At 40.6% G+C, this 5,923-nt stretch carries 5 protein-coding genes and 1 pseudogene; 2 read left to right on the forward strand and 4 right to left on the reverse strand.

All coding sequences use genetic code 11. The features are described 5' to 3' along the window. The 4 genes and pseudogenes from UC75_RS19570 to UC75_RS01000 all read right to left on the reverse strand — a co-directional run. A pseudogene (locus tag UC75_RS19570) lies at positions 1 to 122 on the reverse strand (3-oxoadipyl-CoA thiolase); the annotation flags it as partial. A gap of 14 nt (positions 123 to 136) precedes the next feature. Further along, complete coding sequence (locus UC75_RS00990; protein ID WP_049836397.1) at positions 137 to 1,660, reverse strand: 3-hydroxyacyl-CoA dehydrogenase; 1,524 nt, start codon at positions 1,658 to 1,660, stop codon at positions 137 to 139. Between the two features lie 61 nt (positions 1,661 to 1,721). Continuing rightward, a complete protein-coding gene (locus UC75_RS00995; RefSeq protein ID WP_049836398.1) occupies positions 1,722 to 2,483 on the reverse strand; it encodes an SDR family oxidoreductase in 762 nt (253 codons plus the stop codon). A 29-nt stretch (positions 2,484 to 2,512) separates the two neighbouring features. Beyond that, entirely contained in the window at positions 2,513 to 3,301 is a 789-nt protein-coding gene (locus UC75_RS01000; RefSeq protein WP_049836399.1) for an enoyl-CoA hydratase, read from the reverse strand. Between the two features lie 311 nt (positions 3,302 to 3,612). Here UC75_RS01000 and UC75_RS01005 point away from each other — a divergent pair, with 311 nt between their 5' ends. Continuing rightward, entirely contained in the window at positions 3,613 to 4,767 is a 1,155-nt protein-coding gene (locus UC75_RS01005; protein WP_049836400.1) for an acyl-CoA dehydrogenase family protein, read from the forward strand. A 57-nt stretch (positions 4,768 to 4,824) separates the two neighbouring features. Beyond that, positions 4,825 to 5,923, forward strand: a 1,099-nt coding sequence (locus UC75_RS01010) for an MFS transporter (RefSeq protein ID WP_228136998.1), incomplete at its 3' end; no start/stop codon positions are given.

Raw genomic sequence — 5,923 nt, forward strand, 5'->3', positions numbered from 1 at the left:
GTTTTTTCTAGTAATTTTTGTATAACGGTGGCTGCTAAATCATCAGGGCGAATTGAGGCAAGTTCACCTGCATGACGGCCAAATGGGCTACGTAAACCATCATAGATATATGCGTTTAACATTGAGAAATTCCTTTTCAAGACTCGTGAGTAAAAGTAAGAGGTAAATGAAGTGCGACACGACGCTGTAACCACGGGCTAGGGCGGTAACGTGGGTCATGCGTAAGTGCTGTTATACGGTTCAGAATGAGTAAGATTTTTTCACTGCCGACTTGATCGCCCCATTCAATTGGACCAAATGGATAGCCTAAGCCGAGACGTACTGCGGCATTAATGTCATCTACAGTGGCAACATTTTGCTGGGCAATATCACAGCCTAAATTGATGACCATTGCTAAAACGCGCTGCGCAACAAAGCCAATACTTTCATTAATCATACTCACCAGATTTCCATCTAGATTGAAAATAGAGTGAGCGGCTTGTCGGTATTCAGGTTTGGTAATGAGTGAAGGCATTAAGGTTCGATGCTTTGCAATGCCATAAAGCATGTCTATAGCAACTGCTTGTTCTGGATTAACTCCAAGGCGAGTAGCCGCTTGAGTTGTATCTTCACCATAACAAGCGAGTAAACATAAACTATCTGTTTGCGGTTCCGGATGAGTGTCTAGGGCAATATTTTGCTGGGTCAAATAATCTTCGAGCTGTTTTTTATCTTCTAAGAAATCTGCCGCAATCCAAACTTTTGGATATTGCGCTAAACGCTCTACAAACTGAGCAGGTAGTTCACCTGTTTTTGAACCGGTTTCATAGTTATAAAAACCTTGATTGACTTTACGTCCAAGTTGTTTGGCATCAAGCATTTGCTTGGTTAACGGGTTCGGTTTGTAGCGGGCTTCTTCATAGTACTGGTGATAAATCGACTCCATCACTGGATGAGAGACATCAAGGCCAGTTAAATCGAGTAATTCAAAAGGACCCATTCTAAAACCAACGCCGTCACGTAAAATTCGGTCAATTTCACTAATATCACAAACGTTTTCATTTAAAATTTTGAGCGCTTCGGTTCCATAAGCCCGACCCGCATGATTAATAATAAATCCAGGGGTGTCCTTCGCTACAACAGGGCGATGACCAAATGCACGAGACAGATCGTTTAAGGCATCAATAATAAGTGGGTCTGTTTTTAAACCATGAATCACCTCGACCACTTTCATGAGTGGAACTGGATTAAAAAAGTGATAACCCACAACACGTTCAGGTTTTTTGCAGTTTGCCGCAATCGCTGTAATAGACAGAGAAGAAGTATTTGAGGCTAAAATGGCATTTTCTGAAACGACGTCTTCAAGCTGCTGCATCAAGCTTTGTTTGATATCGAGACGTTCAACAATTGCTTCTACAATGAGATCACAATTTTTTAAATCTTCAATTTGATGAGCAACAATTAAATGGCTATTTGCCAGAGCTGCTTGCTCAAGTGTAATTTTATTTTTGTCGACTAACTTTTGAAATGTAGCAGCCAGTTTTTCTTTAGCCTGTTCTGCTGCACCTGCTTTGGCATCATATAAATAAGTAGTATGACCTGACTGCGCAGCAATTTGAGCAATACCACTGCCCATAATACCGACACCAATCACAGCCATGCTTTTAATATCATAAGTCATGTCGATCATCCTGATGATTAATCTATATTTGAAATTAAACGGAAAAATAGGGTTTGGTGATTTAGCTTAAGCATTGTTTATCACCATCAATGGGTAAGATTTGTCCTGAAATTGAGCGGCCACTGTCTGACGCTAAAAATAGGCATAAATCTGCAATATGCTTCGGATTGACAAAATACTTGAGCGACTGATTTTTCAGTGCATTTTGAGTCACTTCTTCCAGTGATATATGGGCTACATCGGCACGGGCCTGTAATACGCGCTGGACCCGATCACCATCGACTGCACCCGGAAGAATAGCGTTAACCCGAATATTATCTGCACCGAGTTCCATAGAAAGCGTTTTGGTAAAACCGATCAGCCCCCATTTTGAGGTGGAATAAGCTAATCTATATGGATAGCCTAAGCGTCCGGCAATAGATGACATATTAATAATTACGCCTGACTGTGCTTTCTTTAAAGAGGGAATGGCTAACTGGGTAATTAAAAAAGTGCTATTCAGGTTTAAATTAATAACTGTATTCCAATCTTCAAAACTTAACTCATCTGCTGCAATAGTCGGGCCTGAGATGCCTGTGTTATTGACTAAAATATCAATACCACCAAGTTTCTGAATTGCTTGGCTAAACATGAGTTTAATTTGTTCATGGTCAGCCAAATCACAGGCATGTATATGCAGCTTTGGATAATCTTGTTGAAACTGTTCAAGGTTTTTAGCATTGATATCGCAAACAAAAACTTCATCCTGATTGTTTAAAAATGCCTCGGCAATGCATCGTCCAATCCCTGAACCACCTGCACTAATCAATACTTTTCTGGCCATTTTCATTCCTTTGTTATTATGGTTTTGAGTTATTTACCTTGATAAGACGGTTTACGCTTCTCGATAAAAGCTTGAACACCTTCATTTTTATCTTCGGTCGAAAACAGTAATTGGAATGCTTTACGTTCTAGGGTTAAGCCTGCATTTAATGGAACATCTTCGCTCATGAGCGCAACTTCTTTAATTTGTTGCAGGGCAATAGGAGGCATTTTGGCTAGGCTCTGCGCCATTTGGATGGCTGTTGGAATGGTTTGGTCATCTGCTGTGACTTGTGAAACAAGGCCAATGATATAAGCTTCTTCGGCTTTCACCATAGCACCCGTCATAATCATGCGCATGGCATGGAATTTACCCACAGCACGGAACAAACGTTGTGTCCCACCTGCACCTGGCATTAAACCGACTTTAATTTCCGGTTGGCCAAAGGTTGCGCCTTTACCTGCAATAATAATGTCAGCGTGCATTGCAAGTTCGCAGCCACCACCCAATGCATAACCATTTACAGCAGCAATCACAGGCTTAGGGCATTGAGCAATCGCGTTCCAATAACGTTCGGTATGACGCAATAACATTTCAGTTGAAGTTGCTGTTGCCATTTCTTTTAAATCTGCACCTGCGGCAAAGTCTTCTTCACCACCTGTGAGCACAACTGCATTGATCTCATCGTTAAAACTTAATTCGGTAAAAGCTTGTGCTAGTTGTTTGCGAACCTCTGTATTCAGTGCATTTTTTGCTTCAGGTCGGTTAATTTTAACAACCGCTATTTTTTGAATAGAAAAGTCGACTTCTACGAAATTATTCCCTATTGATACACTCATTTTTGAATTCCTTGTTTCGCACATCAAAACTATATTCCTTTTATGATGCTTATTTTGGAATTTATTTCAAGTCTTATTTAGCCCATTAGAGCAATTATGATTTATTAAATAAGCTAAGTATTTGATATTGCGTAATGGTGTATTTTTAAATTTCGTTAAACGAAATTAATTTTCAAAAAAGCTTGAAATTTGTATTTTTGTTCTCGTACTATGAAACACATCCGCAGTAAACAAGATTTAAAACATGGTATCCAGACAAGCTAGAAATGGATGATGGGTGCGATGAAAATACATAAAAAGGGAGATCACAGATGATCCGTGATGAAGGGATGTTGGAGCAGTTACTTTCAACAATTCGAGATTTTGTAAAAAATGAATTAATCCCTCGTGAAAACGAAGTGGTAGAGAAAGACAAAATTCCAGATGATATTGTGCAGCAAATGCGTGAGCTTGGTTTGTTCGGCCTCACAATTCCCGAAGAGTATGGCGGCCTAGGCATCACCATGGAAGAAGAAGTCAGAGTTGCATTTGAACTTGGGCAAACTTCACCAGCTTTTCGCTCTTTAATTGGTACCAATAATGGTATTGGCTCAAGTGCAATTTTGATTGATGGCACAGAAGAGCAAAAGCAAAAATATTTACCGCGTTATGCAAGTGGCGAAATTATTGGTTCATTTTGTTTAACCGAGCCTGAATCTGGTTCTGATGCGGCTTCTTTAAAAACCAGTGCCGTAAAAGACGGCGACTTTTATGTATTAAACGGTACCAAACGTTTTATTACCAATGCACCTCATGCTGCGACTTTCACTGTAATGGCTCGAACAAATCCTGAAATTAAAGGGTCAGGCGGTATTTCAGCTTTTTTAGTTGAGGCTAATACACCGGGCATTACATTGGGCAAAATTGACCAAAAAATGGGGCAAAAGGGTTCACACACCTGTGATGTGATTTTTGAAAATTGCCGTATACCTGCTTCTGCACTGATTGGCGGCGTAGAAGGTGTCGGTTTTAAAACGGCCATGAAAGTGCTTGATAAAGGGCGTTTGCACATTGGTGCATATAGCGTGGGCGTTTCTGAGCGTATGTTAAACGACGCATTGCACTATGCAATTGAGCGTAAACAGTTTGGTCAGCCTATTGCGAACTTCCAGTTGATTCAAGCGATGCTTGCTGACTCAAAGGCCGAGATTTATGCAGCTAAATGTATGGTCCTAGATGCAGCTCGCCGCCGTGATAATGGCGAAAACATTAGTACAGAAGCTTCTTGCGCAAAAATGTTTGCAACCGAAATGTGCGGACGCGTTGCTGACCGCTGTGTACAGATTCACGGTGGTGCGGGCTATATCAGTGAATATGCCATTGAGCGTTTTTATCGCGATGTTCGTTTGTTCCGTTTGTATGAAGGAACCACGCAAGTTCAACAAATTATTATTGCCAAAAACATGATTAGGGAAGCTACTACCTAATAAAAAACAAATGCCATGAGGCATTGGATGCCTCATGTTCCTTCTGAGGATATGGACATGACAACAGAAACAGTTGCACAAAATACGGCTAGCAGTGAAGCTATCCAGACACCAAAAAAGATTTGGATTACCGCATTTATATTCGCTTTTTTAACATTGTTGTGTGATGGGGCAGACTTAGGTTTTTTGGCATTAAGCCTGACCAGTCTTAAAACAGAATTTCATTTAACGGGTGTACAAGCTGGAACATTAGGCAGTTTGACACTTTTAGGTTCAGCAATTGGTGGTCTGATTGGTGGTTGGGCTTGTGACCGTTTTGGGCGGGTCCGCATTATTGTGTTCTTTATTGCTTATTCTTCAGTTTTAACCAGCGCACTGGGTTTTACTGATTCTTATATGCAATTTGCAATTTTAAGAACTTTTGGAGCGATGGGCTTAGGTGCGCTCTATATTGCTTGTAATATTTTAATGTCAGAAATGGTGCCAACCAAACATCGCTCGACTGTTTTGGCTACCCTTATGACGGGGTACACCTTAGGTTCTTTGCTAGCAACCTTATTAGCTGGACATATTATTCCTGAACATGGCTGGCGTTTTCTGTACTGGATTGCAATTACGCCTGTGGTATTGTCAATTTTAATGCACTTTTGTGTACCTGAACCTGAGTCTTGGAAAAAAGCACGTCAATTAAAAGCGCTAGAAGTCGCTCAAAGTAACCAACCTAAAAAACGTCAAAACCCATATCTTGAAATTTTAAGAGATAAGAAACACGGCACTATGTTTGTACTTTGGATTATCAGTACTGGTGCATTGCAGTTTGGTTATTACGGCGTAAGTAACTGGTTACCGGCTTATTTAGAGTCTGATCTTGGCATCAAATTTAAAGAAATGGCCATGTATATGGTCGGTACTTTCCTAATTATGATGTTTGCCAAAGTGATTGCAGGGATCGTTGCCGACAAATTAGGGCGCCGCGCTGTATTCGCTTTCGGAACCATTGGTACAGCTTTATTTATTCCGGTCATTGTCTATTTAAATACACCAACCAACATTTTATGGATGATGCTGTTCTTCGGTTTCCTTTACGGTATTCCATACGCAATTAATGCCACCTATATGACAGAAAGTTTTCCGACTTCTATTCGAGGCTCGGCAG

The sequence above is a fragment of the Acinetobacter sp. V2 genome, from assembly GCF_001188385.1.
GTDB classification, from domain to species: domain Bacteria; phylum Pseudomonadota; class Gammaproteobacteria; order Pseudomonadales; family Moraxellaceae; genus Acinetobacter; species Acinetobacter oleivorans.

What these genes read in the sequence shown, in the direction of transcription:
- UC75_RS00990 (WP_049836397.1), bottom strand. Translation starts at nt 1,660, where the DNA reads ATGACTTATGATATTAAAAGCATGGCTGTGATTGGTGTCGGTATTATG.
- UC75_RS00995 (WP_049836398.1), bottom strand. Translation starts at nt 2,483, where the DNA reads ATGGCCAGAAAAGTATTGATTAGTGCAGGTGGTTCAGGGATTGGACGA.
- UC75_RS01000 (WP_049836399.1), bottom strand. Translation starts at nt 3,301, where the DNA reads ATGAGTGTATCAATAGGGAATAATTTCGTAGAAGTCGACTTTTCTATT.
- UC75_RS01005 (WP_049836400.1), top strand. Translation starts at nt 3,613, where the DNA reads ATGATCCGTGATGAAGGGATGTTGGAGCAGTTACTTTCAACAATTCGA.